Raw genomic sequence first — 17,441 nt, 5'->3', positions numbered from 1 at the left:
ATGGCCACAAAAACAGAAAACACTGTAGAAGAAAAATTAAGAGCATTGTTTGATCTACAATTGATCGATTCTCGTATTGATGAGATACGTAACGTACGCGGGGAACTGCCTTTAGAGGTGGAGGATCTGGAAGACGAGGTAACGGGAATGCACACACGGCTTGACAAATTGAAAAGTGACCTGGAGGTAATTGAAGACGACATTAAGGGAAAGAAAAACCTTATTGAAGAAGCCAAAGGTCTTATCAAAAAATACACCACCCAACAGGATAACGTTCGCAACAACCGTGAATACAACTCCTTGAGTAAGGAAGTTGAATTTCAAGAACTTGAAATTCAGTTAGCCGAAAAACACATTAAGGAATTCAAGGCGCAGATCGAACAGAAGAAAGTGGTTATCGAAGAAACCAAGGAACGTCTAAAGGCTCGTGAAGAACACTTGAAGCACAAGCAGGGTGAATTGGATGAAATCCTTTCCGAAACAGAAAAAGAAGAGAAAGCACTTATCAAAAAATCGGAAGATTACGAAAAGCAGATCGAAGATCGTTTAGTCCAAGCCTATAAGCGAATTCGTTCTAATGTAAAGAACGGACTTGCAGTAGTTGCCGTGGAACGCGGTGCTTCAGGAGGATCCTTCTTTACCATTCCGCCACAGGTGCAAATGGAAATTGCATCTCGTAAAAAGATCATTACCGATGAGCATAGTGGTAGAATTTTGGTAGATCCCGAACTGGCTACTGAAGAAAAGGAAAAAATGGAAAAACTTTTTGCGAAAGTAAAATAGGTTGTTTCCTGTAAATTATAACAAAGCCTTCACAATTCGTGAGGGCTTTTTTTATTACCTTACTGAAAGGATTCATAGCTCATTCCGACCTTTTTTAAAAACATATTATGAAGAAATACTCCTTACTTATAGCTGTTAGTCTTTTACTATCAATCTCCGCAGCCTGTAAACCTTCAAATGAAAATAATAAGGCCACCGAAGCCACTGCACAAAAAGAACTGATTCCAGTTGAAGTGGAAACCATCAACGGAATGAAACGTGCCTACTTCGCCAGTGGCTGTTTCTGGTGTGTAGAAGCGATTTATGAAAGTGTGAAAGGGGTAAAAGAAGTAATCTCCGGTTACAGTGGAGGTCACACCAAAAACCCCACCTACGAATCGAGTAATACGGGTAAAACAGGGCATGCCGAAGCCGTTGAAGTTATTTACGACCCAAAAGTGGTGAGTTTTGCCACCTTGGTCGATGTGTATTTCGGATCGCAGAATATCACACAGGTGAATGGCCAAGGCCCCGATCGCGGCTCGCAATACCGTTCTATACTCTTTTATCAGAACGAAGAAGAAAAAAAGGTCATCGACGAGAAAATAGCATCCTTAAACGAACAATTAGAAGATTATAAAGTAGCGGCACAGGTACTCCCTTTTCAGAAATTCTGGGAGGCCGAAGCGGAACATCAAAATTATGAAAAGCTACACCCCAACAATCCCTATATACAGAATGTTTCCATTCCGAGGCTACGCCGATTCCAAGAGAAGTTTCCACATTTATTAAAGGAGCCTAAGGATCATTAGGAATCTTTATTTCCTAATTGCCTTTATTTCAAAAATTAGCGGGTACATTTTATCGGGCAGTTCAAACATCCCTTTGCTATTTTTAACCAACCCGGGAAAAATATCATAGGGCGAAGCGTCGTATTCATTGAGATAAGCAATTTGTAATCCGGCTTCAGTCAACGAAGTAATTACCTCACCCAATCCGTGGTTCCACCCGTATTCCTTACTCAGCATTTTTGAGTTTGTGTCTCCATAGGTGCCTTCGTATTCTTCATAAATGGCCTCCTTTTGATGGTAACCATATTGCAGTTTGGGAGGTGAGACTTTATAGTCGAACATCCAGGCAATGGGATGAAATTCGACCATATAAAAAGTACCACCCGGTTTCAATCGTTCAGCAATCATTTTCGCCCAGGGTCGAAGGTCAGGCAACCATCCTATGGTCCCATAACTGGTGAACACAATATCAAATGTTTCTGAAATATGTTCAGAGGTATCCAAAACATTACAACACACAAATTGAGCATCTAAGTCAAGTTCGCCGTTAAGTGCTTGTGCCAATCGGATCGCCTCTTCCGAAATATCCACCCCGGTACACTTGGCTCCCATCCTACTCCAACTCAGCGTATCCAGTCCAAAATGACACTGTAAATGCAACAAGGATTTTCCGGAAACATCACCCAGCGCATCAAGTTCATACGCATTCAGCGAAGATGTTCCCTTTTTAAACCCTTTCAGATCATAGAAATCACTGGCCGCATGTATGGCGACCTTTTTATTCCAGGTTTCTCGATTGGTCTCAAATGCTTTGTGCCGATCCATATTTTTTCAATAAAAAAGGTTACACGTTGTAACCCTTAGCCAAAATCTCCTTCCATTCGGGATGCCTTTTCAGATAGGCAGCGATAAAAGGACACAATGGCACCAGAAACAATCCCTCATCCTTTATTTGTTGCAAGACTTGTTTCGCCATTGACGATGCAACACCTTTGCCTTCTAATTCCTTCGGAACTTCTGTATGGGTCAAGTACATTTTATTTTCGGCTCGGATATACTCAATTAAGGCCGTTTTGCCTTCGACTACCATCTCAAACCGCTTTCTATCTTTGTTTTCTGAAATCTTTATATCCATCGTTACAGTTTATGGGTTCCGTCGCAAAAAGGTTTGTTGCCACTACTACCACATCGGCAAAAAGCGGTAGCCCGAGACTTCTGTTCTTCGCGACCATCGTCGTGCATCACCGAAAGTGGTCCATACACCATCAAAGGCCCGTCCTTTAAAACTTCCACCTTTATCTTTTGTGAAGTAGTTTCGGAAGTTGTTGATTCTTTCCCGCTAACATTCATATAATACGTCAAGGCGCCGCTGGGGCATTTTTTTACCGTATTTACAATCGCTTCGGTCTTGGAATGCTCCATCTGGATCCAAGGCTTGTCTTTGGGCTTAAATACTTCGGGTAAATTGCCTACGCACTTGGCAGAGTGAATACAGATTCCCGGTTTCCAAACCACTGTAACCTCGCCATTCGAATATTCTATTTTCTTTTCCATAGCTTAAATTTACAAAAATTATTGAAGCAAGATTAGTTTCTGTATTTTTACTGAAAATCGATTCGCTATGAAGAAAATTCTTTTCATTTTATTGATAGGCGTATTCTTGCTTGGGTGTAAAAATGATAAAAACACTTCTGAAGCAAAGGAAATTTTACCTCAAAAAACACAAACGACCGCCGAAGCCATCGCCTATAAGAACGGTTATGAGCATTGGGCAAAGCTTTCAGAAATAAAATTCACCTTTAACGTAGATCGGGGCGAACGGCATTTTGAACGTTCCTGGATTTGGAATCCGAAGCAACAAGATGTTACCATGATTACAAGTTCAGACACCGTATCGTACAATCAGGCAAGGCTGGACAGTATCACCAAGAAGGCAGATGCCTCCTTCATTAATGATAGCTATTGGCTATTGGCGCCCTTCCATCTTGTTTGGGATACCGGAACTACCTTTACGAACCCTAAAAAAGCGGTAGCACCTATATCGAAAGATACCCTTAACCAGATGACCATTCTCTACGGTAGCGAAGGTGGATATACGCCGGGTGATGCCTACGATCTATTTTTCACAGAGGATTACACCCTTGAGGAGTGGATATTTCGGGAAGCCAATGATAGCCTACCTTCTTTGATCACCACTTGGCAGGACTATCGAGATTTCAACGGAATTAAAATCGCAACCATGCACAGGGATAGTACCGATACTTTTAGATTATACTTCACCAATATTTCAGTAAAATAACGCTTTATGGAAACCGCCTTATTTACACTTGCCGGTACTGTTGTAGGAGGACTCATCACCTATTTTTTACAACACCAACGTTTTAAGCAAGAATTAAAAATGTTGCAGCAAGAACACAAGACCGAATTCATGGCCGAGTCCACCGCCAAACATTTTTTAAACCATAAATCGTATACCGACCGTTCGTTTGAGACCCTACAAAAGCATCTGGGTGGATTCGATGATGAAGAACTTCGAAAGATTTTAGTGCGTGCAGGTGCTATTAGAACCTATCGTGATGACGGAACAGAGTGGTGGCGCTTGCTTTCGCGCATGGACGAATTTATCGAAAAGAAGCAAGGCAGTTAATCTTTTAGTAATTTTTTGGTCATCACGTTCTTTCCATGATCTTGTAACACCACAATATACATGCCCTGACTGAGCGTTGAAACGTCTAAGGTAAAACGATTCCCAGCATCAAAGCTTGCAGGAGTAGCCAAAACAATCCGCTTCAAAATATCGTAGACATATAATTGCAGGGTTCCGTCCGAAGCGTAAAAAACCGTCACGGCATCGCTAGCAGGATTGGGGTATAAGATTCCTTCATCTGCCAATTTTCGGGTAAAATATTTTTCAGCAAAGGCAAAGGCTTCTTTTCCAATTTCCTCTCCTATAATACGACCGGGAATATCATCCACCGGTGGATGGATCCCTCCCCAAATTCGGGATAGGCTAGTTTGGTCGCTGGCATCTCTATAGGTGGCCCACTGTAACTGAAAATCGACAGAAGGTCCTCTTTCAAATTTTAAAAACACATCTTTCGGAATATCAAATGTCCCCATTCCTCCCGGAAAATATTCGTCTCCGGTAAGCAGTGTAAGCACTTCCGAAGCCGCTCTCGAAAAAGTAGAGTGCCCCGAAATATATCCGGCAAAAGGAGGGGTTACAAAGGAGGGGCGTTGGTATGGAAACCATTCTTCAGCCAAAATCCATCCCACGCCGGCTATATCGATTGAAGGGTCGACAATTCTATCCGGTCCTAGCCAGGTGTACAGTTTCATTTTACCCAGATTTTCATCGAACGCACCCGCCAGTGGATCGCCTGCTTCAATAACTTCAATCAATCCCGGTACTAAAGGAAGCCCATGTGGATTATAATTAGGAAGGCTTGTATCTGTTGACTGCCCTCGATCTGCCATATAGCGAATGGCACTTATTGGTCGTACATAATCATAATATCCTTTGATCCCCCATGCGGTTACTGCCACATCGTGCATTGTCCCACCTAGAATAAAATAGGATTTTACATCCCACTCCAAATCATCGAGCACCGGCCCTACACCTCTGAATTGCTTCTTCACCAGAGGATGATCGCTCACATAATTCAACAAGGTAAACCAATGTCCGGGAGGCGTTTCACTGTCTGGGCCATCTGCCCAAAATTCGGCCAATACCCTTGCATAATCACCTCTACGCACCCATTGTTCGGCATAAGGCTCTCCTGTAACCGGATTAACCGTTCTACCGTTACTGGGATCTCCCCCATTCTCAAAGTCGTAAAAGTTTTTATATTCTGAAAAGGAATGCGGAAAACTTTCAAATGGTAAATTTCCAAGCGCCTTGGGCGATATATCGATCAAGGTTGGGTCTTCAGGATCTAAGTGCGAACCCCACACAGCCACCAATCCAAACTGCCATTTATAAGGATCGTCAATACCTAAACCCTCCTGAATATACCATGGATCTCCCGGATCGTGATATACCTGATAATCGAACCCGGAAACCGGATAGGTCGTTTTATTTTCTTCTGAAAGCGAAAAGGGAGTAACCGCACCCCACTCCGGACTTAAAAACGGGGGTTGCCCTCCGGGGATGGTGTTTCCACTTTGATCCACCCAGGATTCTACTTTTAAGGGCTGCCAATTATTGGGGTGAGTCATATTGGGATTGCCCGAAACATCTGTGTTTAAAGGCTCATTAAGAGGTTCGTAATGTTGATTTTCATAATCTCCGGCCTCATTGGCGCCATCCTGCAATCCAAAGGCAATCATCTGTTCGGCTATATAATTCCCAAGTGCCGCACCATCGCCTTCTCTATAATTGGTAGATGAAAATGAGGTATCATATCCGAAGCCGGTCATCAATTCCTCTATCGAGGCAAAGATATCGTCTCTTCCCGGCGAATTGTTAAAGCGATGACGCATCAATCGATAGATGGCATAGCTCATGGCCTTTTGTCGGGCACTTTCGGTGGATTCATTGGGGTTGAAACCATCAAAGGCACAGGTAAAACCTCCCACCTCTTTTCCTAAGAAAAAAGTGTCGGCCGAGTCATCAAACACGGCCCATATATCGTATAATAGCACCGATGAATGAAATAAGTTTCGCGCATGTACCGTAGGTCGTGCAAAGTCATTTCTAATTCCGTTAAGGATCTCTTCGTTCCATTGTCTGGCCACCGATTGAGAAAATGAAGAGGCGGCAACTAAGAAAATAAAACAATAAAGTAGGGCTTTCTTCACAATAAATTGTTTTATCAAATATACTACGAACAGTTAAATAATCACAATTACCTCGATGCCTTTACTTCGAATTTTAATTCCTATTTTTGTTAGGCGCTGAAAAACGAACCCACACCTATGTTTCAAAATAGTTTAGAATTTGCCAAGCAATGTGATTCAGAAGATAATTTGGCACCGTTTAGGAATCAATTTCACCTACCTAAAGATACCTCCGGAAATACGTTAATTTATCTCTGCGGAAATTCACTGGGACTACAACCCAAGATTACTTCGGCATATATCAAGGAAGAGCTAAACGATTGGGCGACTCTTGGCGTTGAAGGACATACCGAAGGAAATCACCCCTGGCTACCTTATCACGAACTTTTGACCGAAAGTATGGCAAAAATTGTGGGCGCCAAACCCGGTGAGGTGGTCATGATGAACACATTGACTACCAATTTACATTTAATGATGGTGTCGTTTTATAGACCTACCAAAACAAAATATAAGATCGTAGTTGAAAGCGATGCCTTTCCAAGTGATAAATATGCGATGGAGAGTCAGTTGCAATTTCACGGCTTCAACCCAAAGGAAGGTCTCGTTTTATGGAAACCACGCAAAGGAGAAGAACTTTGCCGCTTTGAAGATCTGGAAAATATAATGAAGGCCCAGGGCGATGAAATTGCCTTGCTCATGATTGGCAGTACTAATTATTATACGGGACAATCCTTTCCGCTTAAAAAAATTACAGCACTAGGACATCGGTATAATTGTATGGTTGGATTTGATCTGGCGCATGGTGCAGGAAATATTCAGCCTAATTTACATGAAACCGGTCCCGATTTTGCCGTATGGTGCTCTTATAAATATTTGAATAGCGGCCCGGGCAGTTTGGGGGGCTGTTTTGTACATGAGCGTCATGCAAACAATAAACAGCTCAAGCGTTTTACAGGTTGGTGGGGCCATAACAAACAAACGCGTTTTAATATGCGTCACGAGTTTGATGCGCTTCCGGGCGCCGAAGGTTGGCAGCTCAGCAACCCGCCTATTTTGTCCATGGCCGCGATCAGGGCTTCGTTGGATACGTTCGAAAAGGCTGGTTTTGAAAACCTTCGAAAAAAAGCAGTGAAGCTTACCGGATATTTGGAATTTTTGATCGATGAGATAAAGGACAGCCGGATCAATATTATTACACCCAGAAATCCCGAAGAAAGAGGTTGCCAACTTTCAATTCAAGTAAAAAATGCCAATAAAGAATTACACGCCCAATTAACCAAAGCCGGAGTAATAAGCGACTGGCGAGAGCCCGATGTAATAAGAGTTGCTCCTGCGCCACTTTATAATAACTTTGAGGATGTGTATCAATTTTCTCAAAAATTGAAAAGAATACTTCAGCAATGACCAAAAACGAAAACATACTAATTATTGGTGCGGGACTCTGTGGAAGTCTACTCGCCGTGCGCTTGGCACAACGCGGTTACAATATTACACTAGTCGAAAAACGTCCCGATCTTCGGAAAGTAACCCAGGATGCCGGACGTTCTATCAATTTGGCGTTGAGCGATCGTGGCTTACGCGGACTTCGTCTAGCGGGTGTTGAAGCCGAAGCCAAAAAACTGTGCATTCCTATGCACGGCCGAATGATCCATGACAGAGCAGGAAACAGCTTTTTGAGTAAATACAGCGGTCGACAAGACGAGTATATCAACTCCATCTCGCGTCCGGGCTTGAATATGTTACTTTTAAACACGGCCGAAGCATTGCCAAATGTGGAACTAATCTTTAATCACGGCTGTAAGAGCGTAGACCTTGAAGAGGCTTCGGCGACCTTTAAAGATTACAATTCGGGGACCGAAAAAATCTTAAAGGCAGATATTATACTAGGTACAGACGGAGCCGGATCTGCCGTTCGGAAAAGTATGTTTGAACATAAGAAATTCTTATTCAGTTTTTCACAGCAATGGCTCACCCATGGATATAAAGAGCTTGAGATTCCGGCCGACAAGAATAATGGATATCGAACCGACAAAGGCGCCTTGCACATTTGGCCACGCGGAGAGGACATGCTCATTGCCTTGCCTAATTTGGACGGAAGTTTTACGGTTACCTTATTCTTGCCGTATGCTAATTCCGACTATTGTTTTGACACCCTTACAACTCCGGAAAAGGTGTTGGAATATTTTACAAGAGAATTTCCCGACGCAGTGAAACTAATGCCACGACTTGTAGATGAGTTTTTTGAAAACCCAACAGGACCTTTGGGTACGGTAAAATGTTCGCCTTGGAATTGCTACGGAAAAACCTTACTGCTTGGAGACGCGGCCCATGCAATTGTCCCATTTTACGGACAGGGCATGAATGCTTCTTTTGAAGATGTGGTGGTCTTCGATGAAATATTAGATCGTTTTGAAGGTGACTGGAAAAAAGTTTTTACTGAATATGAAAAAGCCAGAAAAAAGGATACCGATGCCATAGCCGATCTTGCCGTAGACAATTTCCATGAAATGAAAGAACATACAGCCAGTCCTTTATTTCAGCAAAAAAGAAAACTGGAAACTGCTTTTGAAGCTGAGTTTCCTGAAGAATATTACTCCAAATATTCGCTCGTTACCTTTAACGAAGCCATTTCGTATGATGAAGCCATGCGAAAAGGTCGTGCGCAAGATAAGGCCATCCTGAATTTACTCGCAGATGAAAGGCTTTTGGATTCCATGACCTTGCGAGAGAAGCTAAGCTTGGTAAAGAAGGAAACTAAGGAGATGCTTCATGACGATGCGGTAGTTCGTAACTTAAAATAATACATATGAAAAGTAGATTAGTATCAGGAAAAGCAACCCCCAGAGGAGCGTACCCCCATGTGAAAAGAGCAGGTGATTTTATATTTGTAAGTGGAACCAGTTCACGCTTACCCGATAATTCGTTTGCCGGAGTACATCAGGTAGATGAAATGGGAACCATGCGATTGGATGTTCGGGAACAGACGCGAGCCGTACTTGAAAACATTAAAGACTATCTCGCAACCGAAGGTGCTACCATGGCCGATGTGGTAGACATTACAAGCTTTTTGGTAAATATGAACGACTTCGCAGGCTATAACGAAGTGTATGCCGAATATTTTAACAAGGAAACGGGTCCTGCGAGAACTACTGTTGCTGTGCACCAACTTCCCCACCCTAATTTGGTGGTGGAAATCAAAGCGATGGCGTATAAGCCGAAGAAAAAATGATTAAAATTTTAAACTACATAAACGGAGCGTATACCGAACCGCAATCAGGGGAATGGTTGGATAATTACAACCCAAGCACAGGCGAAGTGTATGCACAAATCGCCAATAGTAACCACAAAGACATAGGCGATGCGTATGAGGCGGCAAAGGCTGCCTTTGAAAGTTGGAGCAATACCACGATTGATGAGCGCTCCCGAATTCTATTAAAGATAGCATCGCTTATAGACGACAACCTAGACCGACTCGCAGAAGCAGAAGCCAAGGACAATGGCAAACCTCTGAGTTTGGCTAAAACGGTGGATATTCCAAGAGCGTCCAGCAATTTTCGTTTCTTTGGCAATGCAATTACGCAATTTTCCAGTGAGGCACACGAAAGTGTAGGCTTGAATACCATGAATTTTACCCTGCGCCAACCCATTGGGGTTGTAGGTTGTATCTCTCCGTGGAACCTGCCACTTTATTTATTTACCTGGAAGATTGCTCCCGCATTGGCAGCGGGAAATACCGTTGTTGCCAAACCGAGTGAGGTAACGCCACTAACGGCCTATTTACTCGGTGAACTCTGCACTGAAGCCGGTTTACCTAATGGAGTCTTGAATATTGTCCATGGAATGGGTCCTACGGCCGGACAGGCAATTGTTGAGCATCCGGGGATTAAAGCAATTTCATTTACAGGAGGAACGAAGACCGGGGAACACCTCGCTCGTACCGCCGCACCCATGTTTAAAAAGCTTTCTTTAGAATTAGGCGGAAAAAATCCCAATCTCATCTTTGCCGATTGCGACTACGACAAGATGTTGGCCGTAACCGTAAAATCGTCCTTTTCCAATCAAGGACAGATCTGTTTGTGTGGGAGTCGGATTTTTGTTGAAAAATCTATTTACGAAAAATTTAAAATGGACTTCGTCTTAAAAGTACAACAACTAAAGGTTGGGAATCCATTTGAAGCTGCAATCGATTTAGGAGCTTTGGTTTCGAAACCACATTTAGAAAAAGTACAGTCCTATATTGCCTTGGCTGAAAAAGAAGGCGGTACGATTTTAACCGGGGGCAACCCTGTTTCAGTAAAGGGATTCGAAAACGGGTACTATCTGGAGCCAACGGTCATTGAGGTTTTCGACAACCAATGTCGCGTGAACCAGGAAGAGATCTTTGGACCGGTGGTTACCATGATGCCCTTTGAAACAGAGGAAGAAGCCTTGCGAATGGCCAACGGTGTAAAATATGGCCTTTCTGCAACTGTTTGGACAAACAACCTCAACCGTACCATGCGAGTTTCAAAACAATTGGAAGTCGGAATTGTATGGGTGAATACTTGGTTGAACCGCGATCTACGTACTCCCTTTGGCGGTGTTAAAGACAGTGGAGTGGGTCGTGAAGGAGGTTTTGAAGCCCTGCGCTTTTTTACAGAAGCGAAGAATATATGTATTAAATATGAGTAAAGTGGCTCCCCGAGTGCAGTCGAGGGGTCATTATGCGTAATAAACAATAGGTCTTGACTGCGCTCGACCTGACAATAAAATGAATTTAGACTTAAAGAATAAGAATGCCATAATTTGCGGGAGTACAGCCGGTATTGGAAAGGCTTCGGCTATACAACTGGCCGAAATGGGTGCTACTATCACTCTGGTTGCACGCAACGAAGAAAAACTGAAGAATACCTTGCTGGAACTTCCCTTTCAGGACGGACAAAAACACAATTACCTGGTAGCCGATTTTACCAACCCCGACGAATTGCGTAAAAAAATAACCAAAGCGGTCGAAGGTAAGGTATTTCATATTCTGCTGAACAACACCGGAGGTCCAAAAGGAGGGCCTATCTTTTCGGCAGATATTTCAGAATTTACAAACGCATTCACACAACATCTCGTTTGCAATCAGATATTAACACAGGCCGTCGTGCCCGGTATGAAAGAAGCCGATTATGGTCGTATTATCAACATTATCTCTACATCGGTGAAGCAACCTATCGATGGATTAGGGGTGAGTAATACGATACGAGGTGCCGTGGCGAGTTGGAGCAAGACGCTGGCAAACGAACTGGGACCCTTCGGAATTACAGTCAATAATGTATTACCGGGCTTTACAGCTACAGACCGGCTGGACGATATCGTGGGCAATGCGGCAAAAAAGATGAAGAAGACCGAAGCAGAAGCTGCCGCCTTTATGAAAAACTTGGTTCCGGCACGCCGTTTTGCCCAACCCGGTGAAGTGGCCAATGCTGTTGCATTCTTGGCAAGTGAAGCTGCCAGTTATATCAACGGAATAAATCTTCCTGTGGATGGTGGACGCACAAAATCTTTGTAACTTTCGGCTATGAAACGTAAACTTCGCATCAACGGTCACTCACATCTGCTTCCCTATCCCGAAGAGATTCCTCAATTTATGAAAGACAAGGGGATCTTTTGGGTGGATAAGGATCGAAAATTCATGCTTCAGAAAGATTGGAGCCGACCAGTTACCGATTCCAGTTTTTTTCTGAATGAAAAGCTGGAATGGATGGAGCAATTTAAAATAGACCATGCCGTAGTACTCAATTTATCGCAGTTATACGGAAACGGACTTCGCGTTGAAGAAATGAAGCAGGCGTTGCGATTTCAGAACGATTTTAATGCGAAGGTACAGCACGATCATCCTTCAAAATTCACCTGTGGCTTTGTAGTACATCCGGGTTTTGTAAGAGGTGCACAATGGGAAATTGAACGCTGTGTAGAAGAATTAGGATTGCAATTACTTTGCCTACCCACCCATTATATGGATACCATTGGAACATGGCGTTGTATTTTTGATGAAGAGAACGAGCCCATCTTCGAACTGGCCAGCAAATACAATCTGGCGGTTGAAATTCACCCCTATGACGGGGAAAAATTCATAAAGCTAGAGAATACCTCTTGGCGATTTCATCTCATCTGGATGTTGGCCCAATGTGCCGATGCTTATCACTTTCTAACGCTGAATGGTTATGCCGATAAATTTCCCAATATGAGGACCTGTTTCGCGCATGGCGGACAATTGGCACAAATCAATTTGGGTCGAAGAATCCAAGGGTTTGATGGTCGCCCCGATCTATTTGAAGGGAAGGTACATCCCAGAAAGAGTGTGGGGCATAAAAATATTTTCTTCGACACCTTGGTACACGATACTGGAGGCTTAGAATTATTGGTGAGAAATCAGGGGGTGAAGCAAGTCTTGATGGGTCTTGATGACCCCTATCCACTTGGGGAAATGGAAAGTGCCCAGCAATCCTCCTATCCCGGAAAAATATTGGATTTGGCGAAAGAACGGAATATTTTAACTTCGGAACAATGTGACATGATCTGGGAAGACAACGTGATCCAATGGTTGTGTGGTGATGATGCAGCGGCCAAGGAAAAATTAGTAAATCGAATTCTGGGCTAATGGATTTTCTTCCAAAAAAGATTGACGAATATGTGCTCGCACATTCTCAGGCTGAACCTCAATTGCTTCAGCAATTAAATAGGGAAACCTGGCAAAAAGTATTGCAACCGCGTATGTTGAGTGGTCATTTCCAAGGGCGTGTGTTGAGTATGCTTTCAAAATTGATAAGGCCTAAAAATATTCTAGAAATAGGAACCTATACAGGTTATTCGGCCCTGTGTTTGGCAGAAGGGATGCAGGCATCAGGCGAATTACACACCATTGACATCAATGAAGAATTGCACGATTTTCAGCGGAAATATTTTGACCTTTCCGGCTTCGGAAAACATATAATTCAGCATACAGGCAACGCCCTAGAGATCATTCCGAAGTTTGATATAGTTTTTGATCTTGTATTTATAGATGCCGATAAGTACAATTATCCGAACTATCTGGAACTCGTGCTTCCGAAGCTATCAAAAGGGGCTGTCATTTTAAGTGATAATGTGTTATGGAGTGGTAAAGTGGTTGAGAAGGTGAAAGAAGATGATATGGATACCAAAGCATTGTTGGTTTACAATAAATTATTGAACGAACATCCAAAATTAGAAACGGTCTTATTGCCAATTCGGGATGGACTTACAATTTCGAGGGTATTGTGATCAAGGTGTGAAAATCTTGTTTTTGATGGCATAGATTACCAATCCGGTACGATTCCGAAGATTCAGTTTTTCAAAAAGGACATTTCGATACCCCTCAATGGTCTTATAACTCAGGCACATATCGTCTGCGATCTCCTTATAGGTCTTTTCGGAACAGGCGTGTTTAATAAATTCAATTTCCCGTTCTTTCAAAGAAGAAACACTCGTTTCTTTGGGCACCAGAGACTCTACTAAAATCTTGGCAACGGTATTTGTATGGTAATATCCTTTTTTCAACACTTCCAGCAGGGCATTTTCCAGTTCCGATTTTTTTACATCCTTCATGAGATACCCTTTGGCACCAGCGCGTAGCATTTTTAAAATGGTCATTTCATCTTCTTCAATGGATAGGGCCAGTACATTCACATCGGGAAAATGTTGGCGCAGTTGCTCGGTAGTTTCTATACCATTGAGGATAGGCATATTTACATCCATTAGGACAACGTCCGGGATATTTTTAGGGTTCTTGAATTTCTCGAGTAATTCTTGTCCATTATTACACAGATATAACACAGTGAACTGCTCAAAGTCATCAATCAGTGCGCCAATGGCTTGTGAGAGTAAATTATGATCGTCTACCACTACTACTGAATATTTCATAATTAATCTATTTTATAAGCGAGAGAAAGTTGGGTTCCCTCTCCCGGTCTTGAGGTAATCTTCACATCGGCACCAATCAATTTCGCCCTACTGATAATGTTAGTCAGACCAATTCCCTTTTTTGAAGATACCTTCTCCGTGTCGAAACCAACTCCGTCATCCTGTGCATTTATATACAAGACCTTATTGTTATAAGCAACATCTACTATAAGTTTGGAGGCTTTGGAGTGCTTCACTGTATTGGTAAAAAACTCTTGCAGCATCCTAAAGATAATGATCTCTTTTTTATTATCAATTGAAAATGAAGCATCTGTATAATCTATGGAAGCATTTAGATATTTCAGACGATTAAATCGCTCTACTTCTTGTTGCAAGGCTTCTACCAAAGTAAGGTTACTCAACGCACTTGGGTTGATAAGTTTGGATAGGTTTCTCAATTCGTTCAAACTAGTGCCAATGGTTGTAATGGCTTCTTCAATAACTTCGGGATTTCCCTTGGCGTTCTGAAGCTGAATTTTTGCCAGTGTGAGCAATTGCCCAATATTATCATGCAATTCCCAACTTACATTTCGCAAGGTGTCTTCTTTGATCTCTATTTGTGTTTCAATAATTTCCTCCTTAAACCTGCTTTCTGCCTCTTGCTGTTCAAGTATAAGCTTATTCTTCCGCTTCTGAAAAAGTGCAAAGAGCAGAATCACCGTCAGTGCTAAACAAAATGCAATGATCGAGAAAATAACTAAAAACGATTGTACTTCTTTTTCGTCCATATAAATCCAATAATATAACAGCCGTAGAGAATCATATTTAGCCCCACTAAAATTAAAATATAACTCAGTCCTTGTATATTAATATATTCCAAGAGGGTAAACAGTGGTATAATCCCCATATAGAAAAGCAACAAGGCTGTCGATATCCAAAAACTTAGTTTGTACTTTACAATAAGCACCTCATTGCTGTTCAACAATTGATAGAAATGAAACAGTGTCAAGATAAGCACAAAGACAGCTCCTGCTATCAACGTATAGGTATGATATTCCAACCAGCTTTGATAAAATAGACTTATGGAGCTTACGCATAAAAACAACAGGGTAAAGATTAAAACAGCCCGTTTAAATATTTTTTTTTCTAGAATAGTAGAGTACCAATAAAAATAGAACAGAAAACTGGTAATTGTAAATGCATTATAGAGCCAAAAATTCTTCACTTCGAATACATAGGCGATAACAGCGCCCCCTATTTCGACGAAAAAGGTATACCATAAAAAATACAAAAAATATCGTTCGGTTGAATTTTCATACTTTTTAAAATGAACAGTTGCCAGAATTGCTGCCACCAATTCTAACAGAGTGGTAATAAATAATAAATTCTCTACTTTCATTTAGTTGTTAAAACCCGGTAGGTGGCTGCCCACCGTGTCCATAATTTAATGGCATTAATCCCTCTATATTATCGTTAGTAGGTTGTATTGGGACAAAACCTTGTTTTAGGGGAGATGGTGAACTTTGAGCCGTTGGGACAATAAACACGGTTGAATATCCGGCATCGGGATAATTACTATTTGGAGGATAGGCTCCAAAATAAATACGAACACCTAAATTTTGTAGGCTCTGCTTTTTTGCCTCATATTCGACATATTCTATATATTTTTTCAAGGAATCCAATGAGAACCAAAACTCCCGCGTATCTTCAAACCCAAGGGTATCGTTCAATATATTATACCTCGTTTCAATATAGTGTTCCTCTATAGCATTGGCTTCATCATAGGTTAGAACTTGTTGGGGAGGAACGGCCTGATGATCACAGGAAGAAATGCTAATAACTAGCAATACTGTGAAAACAATTGCTACTGCTGAAATGATTTTTGATCTCATAATACACTGATTTTACGGTTTATGTAAAATTAGGTATTTAAATCGTACAAAAGGAAGGTGGGTTATTAAATACAATAATAAAAGTTCTTCATATCACTGTATATCAGGCTTTTACGAATATCGGATTCACAAAAAATAGGGGTTTCCCTATTGTTAAAGAGGGATTATCCCTCACGATAGTGAAGGAAAATAGTAATGAATTTAAGATTCTTCCTATTGAAATAAGGATGATAGTATCAAGATAAAATAGGTGTTTCACTCTAGCGGCGTAGAAAAATAATCCCCAAATTTGAAGTAAGAATCTATGATCTATTTACAAAGCCCTCTTCAAGACGTAAGCAGCTTTGGGGAGGGTTTTGATTAAAAATATTTTTTTTCATGCGTATAGAAATATACCGAAAGGTTCGGAGTATTGCGACTCCGAACTTTTTATTTCTACCCGTCAAATCTTTTTAAGATCTGCTTGCAGAGGGCATAAAAAAGAAACGCGATAGTGGTTCCAACCAGAGCTCCGACTAAAATATCACTGGGATAATGCACCCCAACATAGATCCTACTTAACACAAATAGAATAGGCCATAAAAAGGTAAGGTAAATCCATTTGTTATAGTTCCGAAGTGCGAGTACTACAAAGGTGGTAATAGCAAAACCGGAAGAGGCGTGTCCCGAGAAAAAGCTGTATGAAGTTGGTGTTTGAAGTATGCGTATCAATTCAGAAAAAGCTTCCACGTTGTTGGGGCGCAAACGGGAAACAAATTCCTTCGTAGCATCCGTCAGGAAGAGTGTTATAAAAAAAGTGAGCAATACAAACCCAAAGACAACAGCACCTTTCCTGCGTTTGTAATAGTAGAATACAAGAAATGTGAGAAATATAAAGAGTGGAATCCAGGATTCTATTTTAGTTATAAAAATCCAAAAGCCATCAAATTGTTCAATTCCGAGGCTATTCAGAAAAACAAATAATTCCCGATCCCATACTTTGAGGGTTTCCCACATTTAAAATTTCCGTTTAACGGGGCCGGTAATTTCGTCTACATCTTCCTTTACCTTATCGATCTCTTTCCGGACATCCTTCGTGATGTCTAAATCTAATCCTTGTTTTTCGGCACTTCTGGTAATTTCCCCTTTAATATCGTTGGTTGCGTCCTTGATCTGGCGCATGCCTTTCCCTAATCCACGAGCGATTTCCGGCACCTTATCTGCACCAAAAACCATCAAAATAATGAAGAGAATAAAGGCTATCTCTGCACCACTTACAAAAAGGAAGAAAGTTGTCGCTATCATATTACAAATATAATGAAGTTTCGATGTATCTGTAAAAAAGCCCCGT

The 17,441-nt window shown here is 41.7% G+C and carries 21 protein-coding genes; 11 read left to right on the top strand and 10 right to left on the bottom strand.

Translation table 11 applies throughout. The features are described 5' to 3' along the window. A complete protein-coding gene (locus K8F54_RS11000) occupies positions 1-783 on the top strand; it encodes a C4-type zinc ribbon domain-containing protein (protein ID WP_290790787.1) in 783 nt (260 codons plus the stop codon). Between the two features lie 107 nt (positions 784-890). Continuing rightward, complete coding sequence (gene msrA, locus K8F54_RS10995; protein WP_290790785.1) at positions 891-1,574, top strand: peptide-methionine (S)-S-oxide reductase MsrA; 684 nt, start codon at positions 891-893, stop codon at positions 1,572-1,574. Between the two features lie 6 nt (positions 1,575-1,580). Here msrA and K8F54_RS10990 read toward each other — a convergent pair whose 3' ends face one another. Genes K8F54_RS10990 through K8F54_RS10980 form a run of 3 tightly spaced genes read right to left on the bottom strand, consistent with a single transcriptional unit; the run spans position 1,581 to position 3,107 of the window. Then, positions 1,581-2,378, bottom strand: coding sequence for a class I SAM-dependent methyltransferase (locus K8F54_RS10990; protein WP_290790783.1), 798 nt, complete (start codon positions 2,376-2,378; stop codon positions 1,581-1,583). 19 nt (positions 2,379-2,397) lie between these two features. Next, the gene (locus K8F54_RS10985) at positions 2,398-2,688 is read right to left on the bottom strand and encodes a GNAT family N-acetyltransferase (RefSeq protein ID WP_290790781.1); all 291 of its coding nucleotides are present in this window, start codon (positions 2,686-2,688) and stop codon (positions 2,398-2,400) included. A gap of 2 nt (positions 2,689-2,690) precedes the next feature. Beyond that, positions 2,691-3,107, bottom strand: a complete 417-nt coding sequence (locus tag K8F54_RS10980) for a (4Fe-4S)-binding protein (RefSeq protein WP_290790779.1) — start codon at positions 3,105-3,107, stop codon at positions 2,691-2,693. Between the two features lie 67 nt (positions 3,108-3,174). Here K8F54_RS10980 and K8F54_RS10975 point away from each other — a divergent pair, with 67 nt between their 5' ends. Then, the gene (locus K8F54_RS10975; protein WP_290790777.1) at positions 3,175-3,852 is read left to right on the top strand and encodes a hypothetical protein; all 678 of its coding nucleotides are present in this window, start codon (positions 3,175-3,177) and stop codon (positions 3,850-3,852) included. Between the two features lie 6 nt (positions 3,853-3,858). Next, entirely contained in the window at positions 3,859-4,200 is a 342-nt protein-coding gene (locus K8F54_RS10970) for a hypothetical protein (protein WP_290790775.1), read from the top strand. Here K8F54_RS10970 and K8F54_RS10965 read toward each other — a convergent pair. Then, complete coding sequence (locus K8F54_RS10965; RefSeq protein WP_290790773.1) at positions 4,197-6,353, bottom strand: T9SS type A sorting domain-containing protein; 2,157 nt, start codon at positions 6,351-6,353, stop codon at positions 4,197-4,199. The two genes, K8F54_RS10970 and K8F54_RS10965, sit on opposite strands and share 4 nt — an antisense overlap. A 117-nt stretch (positions 6,354-6,470) precedes the next feature. Here K8F54_RS10965 and kynU point away from each other — a divergent pair, with 117 nt between their 5' ends. The 7 genes from kynU (at position 6,471) to K8F54_RS10930 (ending at position 13,601) form a co-directional block, all read left to right on the top strand. Beyond that, positions 6,471-7,736, top strand: a complete 1,266-nt coding sequence (gene kynU / locus K8F54_RS10960) for a kynureninase (protein WP_290790771.1) — start codon at positions 6,471-6,473, stop codon at positions 7,734-7,736. Further along, the gene (locus K8F54_RS10955) at positions 7,733-9,133 is read left to right on the top strand and encodes an NAD(P)/FAD-dependent oxidoreductase (protein ID WP_290790769.1); all 1,401 of its coding nucleotides are present in this window, start codon (positions 7,733-7,735) and stop codon (positions 9,131-9,133) included. The genes kynU and K8F54_RS10955 overlap by 4 nt, the downstream gene beginning before the upstream one ends. 5 nt (positions 9,134-9,138) lie before the next feature. Then, the gene (locus tag K8F54_RS10950; RefSeq protein WP_290790767.1) at positions 9,139-9,561 is read left to right on the top strand and encodes a RidA family protein; all 423 of its coding nucleotides are present in this window, start codon (positions 9,139-9,141) and stop codon (positions 9,559-9,561) included. Beyond that, complete coding sequence (locus K8F54_RS10945; RefSeq protein WP_290790765.1) at positions 9,558-11,003, top strand: aldehyde dehydrogenase; 1,446 nt, start codon at positions 9,558-9,560, stop codon at positions 11,001-11,003. Before K8F54_RS10950 ends, K8F54_RS10945 begins: the two co-directional genes overlap by 4 nt. A 79-nt stretch (positions 11,004-11,082) precedes the next feature. Further along, a complete protein-coding gene (locus K8F54_RS10940) occupies positions 11,083-11,868 on the top strand; it encodes an SDR family oxidoreductase (protein ID WP_290790763.1) in 786 nt (261 codons plus the stop codon). Between the two features lie 9 nt (positions 11,869-11,877). After that, the gene (locus K8F54_RS10935) at positions 11,878-12,960 is read left to right on the top strand and encodes an amidohydrolase family protein (protein ID WP_290790761.1); all 1,083 of its coding nucleotides are present in this window, start codon (positions 11,878-11,880) and stop codon (positions 12,958-12,960) included. Next, complete coding sequence (locus tag K8F54_RS10930; protein WP_290790759.1) at positions 12,960-13,601, top strand: O-methyltransferase; 642 nt, start codon at positions 12,960-12,962, stop codon at positions 13,599-13,601. Before K8F54_RS10935 ends, K8F54_RS10930 begins: the two co-directional genes overlap by 1 nt. Here the strand turns inward: K8F54_RS10930 and K8F54_RS10925 are convergent, their stop codons facing one another. From K8F54_RS10925 to K8F54_RS10900, 6 genes are all read right to left on the bottom strand, one after another. Further along, positions 13,602-14,240, bottom strand: a complete 639-nt coding sequence (locus K8F54_RS10925; RefSeq protein WP_363299700.1) for a response regulator transcription factor — start codon at positions 14,238-14,240, stop codon at positions 13,602-13,604. 2 nt (positions 14,241-14,242) lie between these two features. Next, positions 14,243-15,007 carry an ATP-binding protein gene (locus K8F54_RS10920; protein WP_290790757.1) on the bottom strand — a complete coding sequence of 255 codons (765 nt, stop codon included), beginning with the start codon at positions 15,005-15,007 and terminating at the stop codon, positions 14,243-14,245. Next, on the bottom strand, positions 14,977-15,618 hold the full coding sequence (locus K8F54_RS10915) for a hypothetical protein (protein WP_290790755.1): 642 nt from the start codon (positions 15,616-15,618) through the stop codon (positions 14,977-14,979). The genes K8F54_RS10920 and K8F54_RS10915 overlap by 31 nt, the downstream gene beginning before the upstream one ends. Before the next feature lie 7 nt (positions 15,619-15,625). Beyond that, on the bottom strand, positions 15,626-16,111 hold the full coding sequence (locus K8F54_RS10910; RefSeq protein ID WP_290790753.1) for a hypothetical protein: 486 nt from the start codon (positions 16,109-16,111) through the stop codon (positions 15,626-15,628). A gap of 435 nt (positions 16,112-16,546) precedes the next feature. Continuing rightward, positions 16,547-17,107: a phosphatase PAP2 family protein gene (locus tag K8F54_RS10905; RefSeq protein WP_290790751.1), complete on the bottom strand. Its 561-nt coding sequence runs from the start codon at positions 17,105-17,107 to the stop codon at positions 16,547-16,549. After that, positions 17,108-17,395, bottom strand: a complete 288-nt coding sequence (locus tag K8F54_RS10900) for a twin-arginine translocase TatA/TatE family subunit (RefSeq protein WP_290790749.1) — start codon at positions 17,393-17,395, stop codon at positions 17,108-17,110. Positions 17,396-17,441 lie beyond the last annotated feature (46 nt).

The sequence above is a fragment of the Altibacter sp. genome (genome assembly GCF_019913785.1).
Taxonomy (GTDB): domain Bacteria; phylum Bacteroidota; class Bacteroidia; order Flavobacteriales; family Flavobacteriaceae; genus Altibacter.
Note: the sequence above shows the minus strand (reverse complement) of the source record. Positions and strands in the feature narration are given on the sequence as shown.